The sequence below is a fragment of the Providencia sp. genome (genome assembly GCF_003533305.1).
In the GTDB taxonomy this organism is placed as follows: domain Bacteria; phylum Pseudomonadota; class Gammaproteobacteria; order Enterobacterales; family Enterobacteriaceae; genus Providencia.
Map to the genome: position 1 here is coordinate 359,763 of NZ_DOEH01000023.1, position 15,032 is coordinate 374,794.

Here is a 15,032-nt window from a genome sequence, read left to right on the forward strand (position 1 = left end):
TAAAGTAGCAAAAGATAATAAGTAATTTTAGGTTAATCATTACTTATTACCCAGTGTAAATGTAATAGCTGATCTTGCGCAATGAGCTAGGAATTTTCAAGTTTTTCACAATAGCTTATATTTGCGGTGCATTTTGAATATAAAAATCGTAATTTTTACCCTTTAAATTCAATAAGTAACATTTAGTGTTAAAACCCAAGCATGTAGTTCATCTGCTATTTTTCTATATTCATCAGATATTTGATTTAAATTTTTACTTACTATTATTTGTTCTTCTAAAATTCGCAGCTGTGTGGCTACTTCCGTTTGTTGAACGATGACTAATGCCCCTCTTAAACGGTGTGATATTTGGTTAATGCTAGTTTTCTCTTGTTGTTTTATGGCAAGAGATAATTGAGCAATATCATTTTGTAAGTATTGAATGATTTTTTCGCGTTCAGGCCCGTGTAAAGGATTAGTTATTTGTTGAGGGATTAATTTAATGTTTTCCCGTTGGTTTATGGGAAAATAGTGTTCTAATAATTGGATCAATGTAATACGGTCTAATGGTTTGACTAACCAGGCGTTCATTCCCGCAGCTAAGCAATATTCTTCTTCTTCTTTTAGGCCATTTGCAGTCACGCCTATAATTGGGCAAGTAGCACCTTCTTTGCGTAGTTGCTGCGCTAGTTCGTAGCCATTAAGGTATGGCATGTTAACATCCGTAAGTACCATATCAAAATTTACGAGACTGCTATCCCATAAAGCTAAAGCTTCTTCTCCATCATCAGCTAACGTTACCTCACACCCTAACTGCTCTAATTGTTCTTGTAAAACCAATTGGTTAATTGGATTATCTTCAGCAACTAAGATACGAATAGCATATTGCAGGGCATTTACGGGTATGGTGGAGAGAATTTGAGTATTTGGAGCAGGCTTCTTCAATGTAACCAATTGGCTAATAAGTGAAGGTAAATTGACATTTAAGGAAGGAAGTATGATTTGTTCCCCTTTCCAATGCGAGAGGGGTGTTAATGGCGCAAAGGTTAAATAAACAGGATAAGTTTTATTTTCAATCATTTCCTTTTGGGTTAACCAAACATGGGCTCCATAAAGTGTTAACCATTGTTGAAGATGATGTGTTAGCTTTTTATGCGGAGTCTCTAACCAAATATTCATTCCTGTTAAATCAGGTTTTATGACTGCACTCATCGCCAATGGAAGTGGAATACTTATCGTAAATTGGCTTCCTTGTCCTAATTGGCTATTAACATGAATATCCCCGTTCATTAAGGTGACTAAACGTTGGCTAATGACTAAGCCTAGTCCTGTTCCTCCGTATGTGTGTGAGGCTGTATGTGCTTGATAAAAGGGTTCAAAAAGACGTTCTTTTTGAACAGCGGTCAGGCCAATTCCAGTATCATTAACTGAAATAGTGACGCTATTATTTTGAGTTGACCGGACTTGAACAATAATGGAACCTTTCTGAGTAAATTTGATGGCATTGCTAATTAAGTTACCTAAAATTTGTTGTATTCGTAATGGGTCGCCAATGCGTTCAGGGTTTAATTGTGAATCGATACAAGAAAAAAGTAACAATCCTTTTTGGTTTGCTAACTCCATATAGGTTTGAAGAGTGTTATATATAACATCAAGCAGGTTAAGAGGCTGCTGCTGTAGACGTAGTTGTTCTGCGTCAATTTTACTGATATCAAGAATATCACCAATGATATGCATTAATAGTCGTGATACAGAGTCCATTTGCAGTAAATATTGAGTTTGCTTTTCAGTTAAAGTTGTCGATGATAAGAGTTCAAGGGTTCCGATTAAACCGTAGAGTGGGGTACGAATTTCATGACTCATGGTCGCTAAGAAATTTGATTTTACCTGATTAGCTTCTTCTGCCGTTAGTTTTGCTAGCGTTAATTGGCGCTCAATTTCGGCTTGAGCACTGATATCGGTGAATGCACATAAGACAACTTCACTTTGTTGGTAATGGGTATGCGCATAAGCAATATATAACGTATTTTCACCGGAAATAAAGGGTGAGAATGTTTCTTGGTGGGCAAATGGAGTAACGATAGTGAGAAGCTGTTGGTAGATAGGAGAAAGATGAGCTTCTGAAAGTATAGGAACATTTAACCATCGTTGAGCTAATGTATTGATATATAAAATATGTTGGCTTTGTTTTTCTATAACACAAAGCCCTATCGGTGTGGTATCCATTAATACTCGATTAAATGCTTCACTGTCGAGTAATGTATTTTGTGCTTTAACCGCAGGATTTAAAACATATCTCTGGTACCAGTAATGATACCCCCAACCACATAGTAAGCTAAATATGAGTGCGAAAAGTAAACTCGAGGGTAACCAGAGATTATCGTCAAAAAAAGCAGAGTAAGGAATAAGGTAATAGCCAATCCATTGGCCTGTTTTATTATTCTGCTTAAGCAATAACCCTTCTTTTGTATAATGTAGGCCTTCTTCTTCAATATTAGGGACAGGGGATTGTCCTAATAATTGACCATATTCCTTATGAACTAACCAAAATTGATGTGGCAATGTTGGATTAAGAATTCGTTCAAGTACACTAATACGTTCGCGATTGAATAAGGTGACGGCATAAATATCTTTAGGCGATAACTGCTCTCCTCGCCATAAATTATGATCAAACCCCCCAGGTAAAATACCGAGTAAGTTGTTACCTAGTTGGTCGTTATGCAGCCAAATAACTTTGTCCAATCCTTGGTTTTGGTCTTGTTCAAATTGCAATGCTAATTGTGGTAATGCATTTCGTACTGTTTCCGTCACGGTTCGATAGAGCGTGGGAGTAATAGATTCATTCCCTGTTATAGTGCCAACTGAGGGAACACTAATGCTAATGTGGTCATGTGGATTCACAAAAAAGACTGCGGCCGCGGGGAAATATGAACTTCCCCAAAATGTAGAATAATAATCGGCCAAATAGGCACCTAGTGAAAATAGGATACTGGGTACTTTATTGCACTCTAAATGAGTGCCACAGGCTAAGGTAAATGGCATTGCGACTACGGATTCTTTTCCTTCTAGCAACCGTAATGGCCATTTGGATGGTAATTTTTGATATTCGAGAGAATAATTTCGGCTTTCAATTAATTGAGAAAGATTTTGGTTTTGTTTTTTTAAGGCAGCCAAAAAAGTTTCTTGCTCGCGGAGGTAGCCAATAAAAGAGGAAAAATCGACTTGTAGTCGACGTTTTTCTTGATCAATTATTCGCTCTGCACTCCAAAGTAATGTCGCTAGTAAGACCAATAAAAGCGGAAGCGCAACAAATAATAGGCTACTGATGCGATTAGATGTTTTGGTCACTCGAGAAAATGCAGAGGGTAATAGGCTCATAGGCTAACCCGTTATCATTAGTTACACAGTGTTATTCTAGATAAAAATATAAAAATTAGATACCGCTATGCTTTAATCATTGCAAAATCACAATATTAAAGTAAAGGAGTATTGCTATCAGAATCCAGTTTATTGGCTACCTTTTTGCGACTAAATTCTTTTCTTTTTTATTCAATAAACATTCCTTGAATTTGATTCGATTAAAATATAGATGACGAAAGCTATTATGTAAAATTGTATTTTGATAACTTTAAATCATTTTTAGATTGTCGACTATGATGAAACGAATTGGCATGAATAAATTTTCAAAAATTGAATATTATAGCGAGCCGTGTAATGGATTGTTTTTATGAGTGTTATGTATATGATGAAAATAGGAATATAGCTAAAACTATGTAGTGAGGTAGTGTTAGGTTAGTGAAATGATAGACTTGGAGGCGTATTATTTTAGCGAACGCTACAAACAAAAACAGACGTCTATGACGTCTGTTAATAATAAAGTGGTGCCCGGACTCGGAATCGAACCAAGGACACGGGGATTTTCAATCCCCTGCTCTACCGACTGAGCTATCCGGGCAACGGAGCGTATTAAACCTGATTTAAGAGGGTGAGTCAAGGAACATTCTAAAAAACTTAGGTCGGATGCGCTTTTTTTCAACAGGTTAGCTAAATTTTAATCTAAATGAATAAAAAATGTGATAAGAAAACAAATGCCAACGAGAAAAAAGATTATTTTCTCGCTGGCATTTAACGTTAATGCTTATCGATGATTTTTTAACATCATCTCTTTTCAAATTAAGATGTCTTAGCGTAAATAATTTTTCTGTGCTTTATTTACCTTGATAAGGTAATTGCGTGATTCAGCGGCAGGGTGCTTAGTCGATAATGTTTCATAAACCTCACCAGGCTCTAAATTATTAATACGCTGTGCTGCTTGTTTCTTATCACTGTGGAATACGCGCAATACGCTACCAGCACCACCATTATAGGCGGTAATAACCGCGTAGCGGCGAGAGGTTTGATTGCTTACCTCGCCCAAGTAGCTGTTTTGCAAAATAGCTAAATAAGCGGCACCTGTATCGATATTATTTTGTGGGTCAAACAAATAGCTACGACTTGGTACACCTGATTTACCTTGTGAGCGGAAAACATCCTTACCAGCAGTGTTTGGCATGATTTGCATTAAACCAAGCGCATCGGAGCGGCTAACTGCATAAGGGTTAAAGCTCGATTCTATCTGCATAATGGCAAGGATCAGTGATTCATCAACCCCATATTTAGCAGCAGATTTTTTAATATAAGGCAGATATTTATGCGCACGTTTATCAAGATGGTTTGGTACCAGTTGCATGGTGACTGACCAAACGATATTCATGCCTGATTGGCGACGCTGCATTTTGTTAGTAATCAGATAATCTGCAAATTTAGTTGCGCGCCACTCCCAACGAAGGGGTTCACCCGTATTATCTAATACTTGACCAAACAAAAATGGTTCTTTGCTGTAAGGTATATCATTGGTATCAGAATAGAGGTCGATAGAATTAGGATCATCGCCCATCAATAAAGTAGTCACTATGGCTTTTTTGAGATGTTGTGCAGGCTCAATAGCTGAAATTGTTTCGACTGTGATGGTACCTGCGTCAAAGTTAATATGGCTGCGAGTGCGATATTCATCGGTATATTTCACATAGTCTTTAGGACCTGCAATAAGCACTTCTTTGATGCCCCAAATGTTTTCAATATTATGAGCAAATTGTCCCATAAGAATATCGAACCCATTGGTGTCTTTGATAAAGTCAGGGTTATAATCAGTTTTTTGATTGCTAGAACAAGAAACAATCAGTGGTATCAGCAATGTTAGCGCAAATAGTTTTTTCATACGATTCACAGTGTTAATGCAATAGGCCTACCTATAGGTAGATAGGCCAATAAGCGATTATTCAGGTGTATAACCATCAATTTGAATATCATGCCCTTCAAATAAGAATTTGACCATTTCTTGCTCAAGCATTTTACGGTCATCAGGGTTCATGGTGTTGAGTTTCTTTTCATTAATCAGCATGGTTTGTTTTGTCATCCACTGACTCCAAGCTTCTTTTGAAATTTCATTAAAAATACGTTTACCTAATTCACCTGGATATAGCTGAAAATCTTGACCATCAGCATCACGTTGTAAAAAAGTACAAAAAATGGTTCTACTCATTAATTATTTCCTCAAATATCAGGTAGTAAGGCAAGTTGTTTTAATAAACTATCAACCGGTGCTGCCAAGCCGATTGTTGCACCTAAGTGTAAGTTATACCAGAGTCCTTTGCCTTCATCCATGGCAGAATTAAATGCGTTAATATTAACTTTTACAGGAATAATATCTAGATGGAAATGGCTAAAAGTGTGGCGAAACGCAATTAATTGCTCAGGCGTATCATGACCTAGTCCTGAGTTGACAAGCCATTCATTCAATTTTTCGAAAGACTCAAATTGTGGAAAAACAAATAACCCCCCCCAGATGCCGGAAGGTGGCCGTTGTTCTAACCAAACTGAACTTTCTTGCTGCATAATTAAGAACCAAGCGCTTTTTTCAGGGATGGTTTGTTTTGGTTTTTTCCCTGGATAGGTCTGCCATGAATGATTGGCATAGGCTACACAGCCCATATTGAGCGGACACAATTCACATTTTGGTTTGCTACGAGTACAGACCATAGCACCTAAATCCATCATGGCTTGGTTAAAAAATTCGACTTCTATTTTTGGGGTCACTTTGGTGCTGATATCCCAAAGCCGATTTTCAACATCTTTTTTACCCGGCCATCCATCAACTGCATAACAGCGAGCAAGTACGCGTTTTACATTACCATCTAAAATTGGGTAATGCTGCTGTTGAGATAACGACAATATAGCACCAGCAGTGGAGCGTCCAACACCCGATAAAGCAAGAACTTCATCGAAAGTGGTGGGGAATTGCCCGTGGTATTGCGTTGAAACCATTTGAGCCGCTTTATGTAAATTGCGCGCACGTGCGTAATAGCCTAGGCCTGTCCACAAGTGCAAGACTTCATCTAAAGGCGCAGCCGCTAGGGCGTTCACATCGGGAAACCGGTGAATAAATTTTTCAAAATAAGGGATGACGGTGCTGACTTGAGTTTGTTGCAGCATGACTTCCGATAACCAGACGTGATAGGAACTTTTTTCCTGTTGCCATGGTAAGGTTTTTCGTCCGTATTTGTGGTACCAGTCAAGCACTGCACGTGAAAATTGTTGAGCTTCCATTGATATATTATTTTTATTGATATTCCAGTAATGGTGAGGATTGCAACATAGAGCGCGGTGGCTGTAAACCGCTTATTGTGTGGTTTAGTGTAAAGTTATCCAATTATCAACTGCAACTGTGTGAGACTTTTGGTAAACTCCCATACCCGTCATGCTTCAAGTTGTCTGGGTGACGATTACATTCAGCTATCCAAATCACATAAACTTATATGTTTATCGAGATAGCACAACAGTACACAGACCAACAACTCGAACTATTTAGGGTATATTGAGTCGAGTTATATTTAACTTGATTGTTGGTACATTGACTAAATTGGGCAACTAATTCTTAGAACTTTATTATGATCAATAATGTTATCTCCCCCGAATATAATGAAGAAGGGCGGATTATGCGCCGTGTGCGCAGCTTTGTTCGTCGTCAGGGGCGTCTGACTAAAAGACAAGAAGACGCATTAGAAAGCGAATGGGCAGAAATGGGTATCGATTTCATTAACAAGCCCCTTGATTTTGCTAAAGTATTTAAAAATTCAAACCCTGTGGTACTTGAAATTGGGTTTGGTATGGGTACCTCTTTGGTCACCATGGCGTCACAAAATCCAGAGAAAAATTTTTTTGGAATTGAAGTTCATGCGCCAGGTGTTGGTGCGTGCCTCGCTTTTGCTAAAGAAGAGGGTGTGACGAATTTACGTGTGATGTGCCATGATGCAATCGAAGTATTAGATTGCATGATACCGAATGAAAGTTTATCGATGGTTCAGCTATTTTTTCCTGATCCATGGCATAAAATAAAACACAATAAACGCCGAATTGTGCAAGCACCTTTTGCAGAAAAAATACGCAGCAAGCTTGCGGTCGGTGGCGTTTTTCATATGGCGACCGATTGGCAGCCGTATGCAAAACATATGCTTGGGGTGATGAACAGTGTCGATGACTATAAAAATTTATCGTCAACTAATGACTATGTTCCTCGTCCTGAAACAAGACCAGAAACAAAGTTTGAAAAGCGCGGCCAGCGGTTAGGGCACGGTGTATGGGATTTAATGTTTGAGAGGATTAATCATGGCTAAACAACCACGCAGTCGTCGTTTACGTAAAAAAATGCGTATAGATGAATTCCAAGAATTGGGCTTCATCGTAAAATGGAATTTTAAAGAAGGCACGCCGATTGAAGAAGTTGACCGTATGGTTGACCTGTTTATCGCCGAAGCTATTGAACCAAATGGCCTTGCTTTTGAAGCTAGCGGTTATATGAATTGGGAAGGTATTGTTTGCCTACAACAAATTGGTAAATGTACAGAAGAACACCGTCAAATAGTTGAAAACTGGCTAAAATCTAAAGGCATGAGCGATATCGTCGTTTCAGAGCTTTTTGATGTTTGGTGGGAATAACTGATATTGGTTTTCTATAAAGGCATCCTCTTGGATGCCTTTATTTTCTGGAGTGAAAACTTTGAGTTTAATGTTTTCTAATCAATTGCTGAACGATATTCTCGATCAAGTACGTCCAATGGTCGGAAAAGGACAGGTTGCCGCTTATATACCGGCATTAGGCAATGTTTCTCCCCATCATCTCGGTATTGCTGTGATGACCGTAGATGGTGACATATTTACCGCAGGGGATACACAGCAACGTTTTTCAATCCAATCGATTTCAAAAGTCCTTAGTTTAACTTTGGCAATGACGCGTTATGAAGAGAATGAAATTTGGAGTCGTGTCGGTAAAGAACCTTCTGGATTACCCTTTAATTCATTAATTCAAATCGAGATGGAAAAGGGAATTCCACGTAACCCCTTTATTAATGCCGGTGCTATTGTCATTGCTGATATGTTGCAATCACGCCTCAGTGCACCTAAGCAACGAATGCTAGAGTTTGTCCGAAAGCTAGCTTGTGAGCCGGATATTTCTTATGACTCCGCAGTGGCGCGTTCAGAAATGGATCATGCCAGTCGTAATGCGGCTATTGCCTATTTAATGAAGTCATTTAATAATTTTGAAAATGATGTTTTAACAGTACTTGAAACCTATTTTCATTATTGCTCTCTAAGTATGAATTGCGTTGAATTAGCGCGCTGTTTTTCTTATTTGGCATCGCAAGGAATATCGTCTTGTTCCATCGACCCTATCATTACACCTCTGCAATCTAGACAAATAAATGCATTGATGATGACATGTGGGATGTACGACGGTTCTGGTGAATTTGCATTTCGTATAGGTATGCCCGGTAAATCGGGTGTGGGTGGTGGTATTGTTTGTGTGGTACCTAATCAGTTTACCGTGGTTGTGTGGGCGCCTGAATTAGATGCAGCAGGGAACTCTTTAGTCGGTTGTGCTGCCTTAGAATTATTATCGAAACGAATTGGACGTTCGGTTTTCTAATTATCATCAATGATTGAAAGACGCTCTATTAGGAGATTTTATGCTACGTCATACATTAATTGCACTGTCATTATTCGCTTGTGCAGCTAGCCAAGCCGCTGATTACAACTGCGCGGTAACACCCAAAGATGATATTTTTATGACACCTGATAATGTACAGGTGATAGGCCGTAGTGGTGATCTGAATATCACACCAAATGGCGATATGACTCTCAATGGTAAAAACATCGCCGCAACAGATGAGCAAAAGCAACAAGCCATTCGTTACCAAGCCGCTATTCGTAATGATTTGCCGTGGATCAAATTAGAGTCAGAACAAAAATTAGCTACATCAAAGCAAACACTTGATAAAGTAGTGGCTAGGGTGATGGGCAATGACAGTAATGTACGAAATCGCTTAACCAAGCTTGAAAAAGAGCTTAACGGTCAAATAAGCCAAATTATTGAAACGCGTCCAAATGGTTATGTTTTTCATCATGAAGCGATGAAACAAGTCGAAGCAAAAGGTCGTCAGCTAGTCAACGAAAGCCTAGGCGGTATATTGCAAGATAGCATTAATGAAATGGGGCGTAAGCAGCTACTTTCAGGTGGTGATGTAAATCAAGCACTGCAAGGCGTATTAGGCAATCTTGGTGGATTGCAACAAGAGCTGGATACCGAGTGGAAAAAGCAAGAAAAAAGCTTCCAACAATTCGGCCAACAAGTTTGTTCTAAAGTGACCTCTTTAGAACAACAAAGAATTTCATTATTGAACTCAGTTAAAAAATAGTGAATTAACTGAATTTAAAACAGAATAAAGAGCAAAAGTTGGTGGCGAATTAATTTTGTCACCATTTTTTTATGGGTATTTAGGATAAGTGTGATACCGATATCATTAATGAGAATGAAAATGAAATTAATTATCATTTAATTGACATGTTTGAGTCTGACCTTAGAATACAAGGCTGGCTTAATGACTAAATGGTATTGTTTACTATGAAAAAATTCATTCCCGCTGTACTTGCTTCTCTGTTATCGTTCACCGCGCCTTATGCTCTTAGTGCCGAATCAACGACTTTTACTCCTAATGCAATCACTGCTCAAACTGCTGAAAAAGTGACTATAAAGCATCTTTCAGGTGAGACTGAGGTGACTAAAAAGCCACAAAAAGTGGTTCTATTTGACTTTGGTGTCTATGATTCAATGCAAAAATTAGGTCTAGGCGATAAAGTTGTTGCCCTGCCGACTGCAAATGCGCCAGCTTATATTAAAGGTGATATCCCGGCATCAATGGAAAATGCAGGTGGAATGAAGCAGCCTGACTTAGCACAGATCGAGCAATTAAAACCTGATTTAATTGTGATTACAGGGCGTCAAGGTGCATCGTATGAGGCTTTATCAAAAATCGCTCCAACGGTTAACCTCGGTTCTGATAGCCAAAATTATATTGATTCAGTGAAAGCAAATATTAGTTTGATTGGTGAACTTTATGGTAATCAAAAAGCCGTAGAAGCACAGTTAGCTCAGTTAGATAAAACTATTGCCGATGCTCAAAAGAAAGCGGCAGATTCCAATAAAAAAGTATTAGTGCTGCTGCATAACGATGGCAAATTGATGCCAAATAACCAAGCGGTTGTTTATAACGTGGTTAAAGCTCAGCGTGCTGAATTACCCGTACAAGATGGCGCAGATAAATCAAAACGCCGTGTTGTTGATACGAAAACTATTGCACAAGCTAATCCAGATGTGATCTTAATTGTTGATCGCAGTGAAGCGATTGGTGCCGGTAAGTTGGATAAAACCGTATTTGAAGATACTAATATTCAAGAAACTAAAGCTTATAAAGATGGCAAAATCGTTTATCTGCAATCTGATCTTTGGTACTTGTCTGGCGGTGGTTTAGTGAGTTTGACTGAACAAATTGATGCCGTTACAAAGGCGCTGTAGTTAGTTTTGAACTAAATTATTATTACCTCAAGCAAAGCCAGCTCATGTCGCTGGCTTTTTTGTTTGCATAATTTATTGATATAAATTGAGCTGAGGCGAATAAATTAATTTACTGATTAGATATCGCTACTCTTCACCAAGAAACAATTCTAATAATGAGTTAAGAAATAGTTTTCCGTGTTCAGTTATTTGCCATTCATCATGAGTTTCAAGGATATACCCCTTAGAGATAGCTTCGTCTATTGATGCTCTGACAACTGACTCTCCAAGTCCTGTATATTCGGTAAATTCACGTCTTGGCATGGCTTCAAGCAGGCGAAAACGGTTCATGAAATATTCAAATGGCCTATCTTGAGCTTCGACATCATAGGACTGATGTAAATAACGCCCTTCCATATAGCCTCGAGGGTGTTTAGTCTTAATGGTGCGTAGAATTCGCCCATCAGTAAAAGAAATTTTACCGTGGGAACCACAACCAATTCCTAAATAATCACCGAACCGCCAATAATTTAAATTATGTTGGCATTGATATCCCGGTTTTGCATAAGCAGACGTTTCATATTGCTCATAACCCGCGGCCGACAGTAATTTATGACCTTCAGAGTAAATATCCCAAAGGGTATCGTCATCCGGCAATTTGGGTGGACGAGAACCAAATTGGGTATTAGGTTCAATTGTTAACTGGTACCAAGAAAGGTGTGGAGGCGAAAGCTCGATAGCCTGACGTAAATCAGATAAACCTTCATCACGAGTTTGTGACGGAAGTCCATGCATCAAATCGAGATTAAAGCTGCGCAGATTAAGGTTTGTCGCCAAATGAGCGGCACGTTTAGCTTCATTTGGACCGTGGATGCGGCCTAACATGATTAATTTGTCATCACCAAAACTTTGTACACCAATTGATATACGGTTAATTCCTGCTATTTGATAGCCCGCAAAACGTTCAGCTTCAATTGTGCCGGGGTTAGCTTCCATGGTCACTTCAGCTTGGGGATCTAACGTGATGCGTTGACGAACGCCATCCATCAGTGCTTGCATTGATTCAGCGCTGAGTAGGCTTGGCGTACCTCCTCCAATAAAAATAGTTTTTACTGGGCGCGAGCCTATTAATTTTGCATCAATTTCAAGGTCACTAAGCAGGTGCTCAACATACTCTTGTTGAGGAATTTCACCTTTAAGCGTATGTGAGTTGAAATCACAATATGGGCACTTTTGTACACACCAAGGAATGTGAATATATAGGCTCAGAGGTGGAAGCTTAAGCATTTTTTAAGGCATCCAACATCATTGCTAAAGCTTTTCCACGGTGTGAAACCGTTTGTTTTTCAGATTTGCTCAATTCAGCGGAGGTACAATTTAGTTCGGGTACATAGAAGATAGGATCATAGCCGAAACCACCTTGACCTTGGGGTTCTTGGGTTATTATGCCATGCCAACGGCCGTGAAAAACTAGCGGCGTTGGGTCTTCTGCATGACGCATATAGACTAATACGCAGTTGAATTGTGCCTGACGTTTATCCTCAGGCACATTTTTCATTGCATCCAGTAGCTTAAGCAAATTTTGTTCATCAGAAGCATCTTCACCTGCATAACGTGCAGAGTAAATTCCTGGCGCGCCGCCGAGTGCATCAACAGAGATACCGGAATCATCCGCAATAGCGGGCAATCCCGTTTGTGCGGATGCATGACGTGCTTTTAAAATCGCGTTCTCAATAAAAGTAAGACCCGTCTCTTCTGCTGATTCAACACCAAGGGTCGTTTGCGCGACGATATCTAGGCCAAAATCACGCAATAGCTCTGCTAATTCATTCACTTTTCCGGGGTTGCCGGTTGCTAAAACAACTTTTTGCATCGTATCAAACCTGTCTTACATAATACCAATGGAATAGAGCATCGCAGTTAACGATGGGTCAATCATCAAAGAGACATCGACGCGTAAATAGTTAAGTGCAATCAAGATAAACATCACAATCATCGCTGAGAAATCTAATCCACCCATTGCTGGAATAATGCGACGAATTGGTGCCATTAGCGGCTCAGTTAATTGGAAAAGTAAGAAATCAACGGGGTTACGACCTTGGCTTACCCAACTTAGGATGGCACGAATTAAGATCATCCAAAAAATAAGTTTTCCCACATAAGTGAGTAATAAAATAATACCCATTGGTAAAATGGTAATACCTAAAGCGGGTAACATATTAGTTGCCCACATGCCAAAAACGATAGCCGCAAGGGTTAGAACAAATGCAACCAGTAAGGTGGCGGTATCAATAGGGCCAATGGCAGGAATAACGCGGCGCAAAGGGCCAACAATGGGTTGAGTTGCTTTTACAATAAATTGTGAAAATGGATTGTAGAAGTCAGCACGCACGCACTGCATCCAAACCCGCAGCAATAAGACGAAAATATAGAGCTGAATAACTGTTGTAGTGACAAAAACTAAAGTCTGCATGGTTTGTCCCGCGATTAATTAAAAAAGTTTTTCCATTTCTTCTGCGCGATCAATAGCACTTTGCATTGCATTTGCTACGACCTGCTGAAGATTTCCATTATAAAATTGCTCTAAAGCCATCGCGGTAGTACCGCCTTTAGAAGTGACTTGTTCACGCAGTGTTGAAAAGGCGATGTCCCCTTGAGATTTAGCAAGGGCAACTGAGCCCTCTATGGCATTGAGGACAAGTTCACGTGCTTGTTTCTCATCATATCCGAGTTGCTGCGCTTTTTGTTGCATGACTTCCATAAAGAGAAAGACATATGCAGGAGAACTGCCAGTGATAGCGATGATATTATTGATTTCTTGCTCTTTTTTACACCAAATTGTAGAACCTACACTTTGCATCAGTTCTTGAGCAAATTGTTTATCTTCAGTGGTGACAGATTCTTGAGCAAATAGACCACTGACGCCTTTACCGACAAGGGAAGGTGTATTTGGCATAATGCGTACTAAGTTAATCTCATGAGCGAAATAATCATTATAGCGCTGTGCAGGGATCCCTGCGGCAATCGATAATATGAGTTTTTGACTAAAATCGGCTTGATTCTGTAGTGCTTCGCAAACCTCTTTCATCATTTGCGGTTTTACCGCTAACATAATCACATCAGCTTGTTTTACCGCTGTAATATTATCACTGGTGCTTATTATGCCATATTGTTCGGCAAGTTTGTCTCGGCGTACCGGCGTAGGAGAACATACGGTTATCATGGTAGCTGGATAACCATGACTAACGAGACCTGCAATAATGGCATGAGCCATATTACCGGCGCCAATGAAGGCAATTTTACGATGTTGCATATTGTTCTCCTCTATTGATCATTTTTCAGGTTGAGCATCATACTGGCGTGCACCAAAAATGGCTGTGCCGATACGGACAAGTGTTGAACCACAATGAATGGCAGCACGCATATCATCTGTCATTCCCATGGAAAGCGTATCAACACTAGGGTAAATTTTTTGCAATTGCTTAAATGCACTTTCCATTTTATGAAATGCTACGCATTGTTTTTCATAATCAGTTTCTGGTGCAGGGATCGTCATCAAACCACGTAAAACTAAATTTGGCATTAGCGATATTTGCTGTGCCAATGGTTCCAGTTCTTCTAGTTTGATCCCAGATTTGCTGTTTTCATCACTGATATTGATTTGAATAAGCACATTTAATGGGGCTTTATCACTAGGGCGTTGATCATTTAAACGCTGAGCGATTTTTGCTCTATCTAAGGTATGAAACCAATCAAAGTATTCTGCCACTAGGCGGCTTTTATTCGACTGTAATGGGCCGATAAAATGCCATATTAGGTCATTTCTATCAGCAAAAAATTGAATTTTTTCGACACCTTCTTGTACATAATTTTCACCAAATTGGCGTTGTCCTGCCTCAATAGCGTCCAAAATGGCTTCACAAGGTTTAGTTTTACTCACAGCCAACAGTGTAATGTCTTGTGGTGAACGATGACACTCTGTTGCGGCAAGATTAATGCGAGCGATTACATCAGAGATATTATTTTGAATGGTCATTGTTTTATTCAATATAGTTTTATTCAATACAATTATGTTCAATTACATTGGGTGAATATTTAATGTTGATACTTAGTGTAAAGCAAATTG

14 protein-coding genes and 1 tRNA gene are annotated in these 15,032 nt (G+C 39.2%); 5 read left to right on the forward strand and 10 right to left on the reverse strand.

Translation table 11 applies throughout. The features are described 5' to 3' along the window. Positions 1-168 precede the first annotated feature (168 nt). From DD649_RS15990 to mutY, 5 genes are all read right to left on the reverse strand, one after another. Complete coding sequence (locus DD649_RS15990; protein ID WP_336430954.1) at positions 169-3,357, reverse strand: ATP-binding protein; 3,189 nt, start codon at positions 3,355-3,357, stop codon at positions 169-171. Positions 3,358-3,858: 501 nt separating this feature from the next. After that, positions 3,859-3,934: transfer RNA gene (locus tag DD649_RS15995), tRNA-Phe, on the reverse strand. 228 nt (positions 3,935-4,162) lie between these two features. After that, positions 4,163-5,236, reverse strand: coding sequence for a membrane-bound lytic murein transglycosylase MltC (gene mltC, locus DD649_RS16000; protein ID WP_294108759.1), 1,074 nt, complete (start codon positions 5,234-5,236; stop codon positions 4,163-4,165). 57 nt (positions 5,237-5,293) lie between these two features. After that, entirely contained in the window at positions 5,294-5,560 is a 267-nt protein-coding gene (locus DD649_RS16005; protein WP_294108761.1) for an oxidative damage protection protein, read from the reverse strand. A gap of 11 nt (positions 5,561-5,571) precedes the next feature. Continuing rightward, positions 5,572-6,624, reverse strand: coding sequence for an A/G-specific adenine glycosylase (mutY, locus tag DD649_RS16010; RefSeq protein ID WP_336430955.1), 1,053 nt, complete (start codon positions 6,622-6,624; stop codon positions 5,572-5,574). 341 nt (positions 6,625-6,965) lie between these two features. On the opposite strand from mutY, the gene trmB reads away from it, so the two are divergent. From trmB to DD649_RS16035, 5 genes are all read left to right on the forward strand, one after another. Then, the gene (gene trmB, locus DD649_RS16015) at positions 6,966-7,691 is read left to right on the forward strand and encodes a tRNA (guanosine(46)-N7)-methyltransferase TrmB (protein ID WP_294108765.1); all 726 of its coding nucleotides are present in this window, start codon (positions 6,966-6,968) and stop codon (positions 7,689-7,691) included. Beyond that, positions 7,684-8,013, forward strand: coding sequence for a YggL family protein (locus DD649_RS16020; RefSeq protein ID WP_294108767.1), 330 nt, complete (start codon positions 7,684-7,686; stop codon positions 8,011-8,013). Before trmB ends, DD649_RS16020 begins: the two co-directional genes overlap by 8 nt. A 61-nt stretch (positions 8,014-8,074) precedes the next feature. Continuing rightward, positions 8,075-9,001, forward strand: a complete 927-nt coding sequence (gene glsB, locus DD649_RS16025) for a glutaminase B (RefSeq protein ID WP_294108769.1) — start codon at positions 8,075-8,077, stop codon at positions 8,999-9,001. A 40-nt stretch (positions 9,002-9,041) separates the two neighbouring features. Continuing rightward, a complete protein-coding gene (locus DD649_RS16030; protein ID WP_294108770.1) occupies positions 9,042-9,770 on the forward strand; it encodes a DUF2884 family protein in 729 nt (242 codons plus the stop codon). A 206-nt stretch (positions 9,771-9,976) separates the two neighbouring features. Next, a complete protein-coding gene (locus DD649_RS16035; RefSeq protein WP_294108772.1) occupies positions 9,977-10,927 on the forward strand; it encodes a siderophore ABC transporter substrate-binding protein in 951 nt (316 codons plus the stop codon). Positions 10,928-11,053: 126 nt separating this feature from the next. On the opposite strand, the gene hemW is transcribed toward DD649_RS16035, so the two are convergent. From hemW to DD649_RS16060, 5 genes are read right to left on the reverse strand one after another with little or no spacing between them, the layout of a single operon-like run. Beyond that, complete coding sequence (hemW, locus tag DD649_RS16040; protein WP_294108773.1) at positions 11,054-12,193, reverse strand: radical SAM family heme chaperone HemW; 1,140 nt, start codon at positions 12,191-12,193, stop codon at positions 11,054-11,056. Then, positions 12,186-12,779: an XTP/dITP diphosphatase gene (locus DD649_RS16045; protein ID WP_294108775.1), complete on the reverse strand. Its 594-nt coding sequence runs from the start codon at positions 12,777-12,779 to the stop codon at positions 12,186-12,188. The genes hemW and DD649_RS16045 overlap by 8 nt, the downstream gene beginning before the upstream one ends. A 15-nt stretch (positions 12,780-12,794) precedes the next feature. Further along, a complete protein-coding gene (locus tag DD649_RS16050) occupies positions 12,795-13,379 on the reverse strand; it encodes a YggT family protein (protein ID WP_294108777.1) in 585 nt (194 codons plus the stop codon). Positions 13,380-13,397: 18 nt separating this feature from the next. Continuing rightward, a complete protein-coding gene (proC, locus tag DD649_RS16055; protein WP_294109165.1) occupies positions 13,398-14,219 on the reverse strand; it encodes a pyrroline-5-carboxylate reductase in 822 nt (273 codons plus the stop codon). 18 nt (positions 14,220-14,237) lie between these two features. After that, a complete protein-coding gene (locus DD649_RS16060) occupies positions 14,238-14,942 on the reverse strand; it encodes a YggS family pyridoxal phosphate-dependent enzyme (protein WP_336430957.1) in 705 nt (234 codons plus the stop codon). Positions 14,943-15,032: the final 90 nt, after the last annotated feature.

Bases quoted from the DNA above. Each gene is read 5' to 3' on its own strand.
- DD649_RS16045 (WP_294108775.1), bottom strand. From the start codon at position 12,779: ATGCAAAAAGTTGTTTTAGCAACCGGCAACCCCGGAAAAGTGAATGAA.
- proC (WP_294109165.1), bottom strand. From the start codon at position 14,219: ATGCAACATCGTAAAATTGCCTTCATTGGCGCCGGTAATATGGCTCAT.
- DD649_RS16060 (WP_336430957.1), bottom strand. From the start codon at position 14,942: ATGACCATTCAAAATAATATCTCTGATGTAATCGCTCGCATTAATCTT.
- trmB (WP_294108765.1), top strand. From the start codon at position 6,966: ATGATCAATAATGTTATCTCCCCCGAATATAATGAAGAAGGGCGGATT.
- mltC (WP_294108759.1), bottom strand. From the start codon at position 5,236: ATGAAAAAACTATTTGCGCTAACATTGCTGATACCACTGATTGTTTCT.
- DD649_RS16030 (WP_294108770.1), top strand. From the start codon at position 9,042: ATGCTACGTCATACATTAATTGCACTGTCATTATTCGCTTGTGCAGCT.
- DD649_RS16020 (WP_294108767.1), top strand. From the start codon at position 7,684: ATGGCTAAACAACCACGCAGTCGTCGTTTACGTAAAAAAATGCGTATA.
- DD649_RS15990 (WP_336430954.1), bottom strand. From the start codon at position 3,357: ATGAGCCTATTACCCTCTGCATTTTCTCGAGTGACCAAAACATCTAAT.
- DD649_RS16005 (WP_294108761.1), bottom strand. From the start codon at position 5,560: ATGAGTAGAACCATTTTTTGTACTTTTTTACAACGTGATGCTGATGGT.
- mutY (WP_336430955.1), bottom strand. From the start codon at position 6,624: ATGGAAGCTCAACAATTTTCACGTGCAGTGCTTGACTGGTACCACAAA.
- DD649_RS16035 (WP_294108772.1), top strand. From the start codon at position 9,977: ATGAAAAAATTCATTCCCGCTGTACTTGCTTCTCTGTTATCGTTCACC.
- hemW (WP_294108773.1), bottom strand. From the start codon at position 12,193: ATGCTTAAGCTTCCACCTCTGAGCCTATATATTCACATTCCTTGGTGT.
- DD649_RS16050 (WP_294108777.1), bottom strand. From the start codon at position 13,379: ATGCAGACTTTAGTTTTTGTCACTACAACAGTTATTCAGCTCTATATT.